The organism is Rhodococcus sp. KBW08 (assembly GCF_003852455.1).
Classification (GTDB): domain Bacteria; phylum Actinomycetota; class Actinomycetes; order Mycobacteriales; family Mycobacteriaceae; genus Rhodococcus_F; species Rhodococcus_F baikonurensis.
This window is the reverse complement of the sequence record NZ_QAJJ01000055.1, coordinates 1-584: the sequence shown is the minus strand read 5'-3', so window position 1 is coordinate 584 and position 584 is coordinate 1. Positions and strand designations below refer to the sequence as shown.

The window sequence follows — 584 nt, the reverse complement described above, 5'->3', positions numbered from 1 at the left end:
GACTAATCGAACCATCTAGTAGCTGGTTCCCTCCGAAGTTTCCCTCAGGATAGCTGGCGCTCTCGCAAACGCACTTACCTGGTAAAGCGAATGATTAGAAGTATTGGGGACGAAATGTTCTCAACTTATTCTCAAACTTTAAATGGGTTCGATGTGCGTCTTTCTTTATTGAAGATGTGCATTGAATACAAATGTCTAGTGGGCCATTTTTGGTAAGCAGAACTGGCGATGTGGGATGAACCAAACATCTGGTTAAAGTGCCTAACATCACGCTCATGAGAAACCACAAAAGGTGTTGGTTGATAAAGACAGCAGGACGGTGGACATGGAAGTCGTCATCCGCTAAGGAGTGTGTAACAACTCACCTGCCGAATCAACCAGCCCTGAAAATGGATGGCGCTGTAGCGTGGGACCTATACCGGATCGATATCGCAAGTTTTATTGAACGAGTAAGCGGTATCGTGTAGGAGGGTGCCGTGGTTGCTAAGAAGCTACTGGCGTAAGTCAGAGTGGAGCGGTCACGGGTACAGATCTTGGTAGTAGTAGCAATTATTCAAGTGAGGTGCTTGAAGACTGAAGTGGAG

General features: G+C 46.6%; 1 rRNA gene. It reads left to right on the top strand.

Annotation, left to right across the window (positions count from 1 at the left end):
- Positions 1-584 (top strand): 23S ribosomal RNA (locus DBV08_RS32655); the annotation flags it as partial.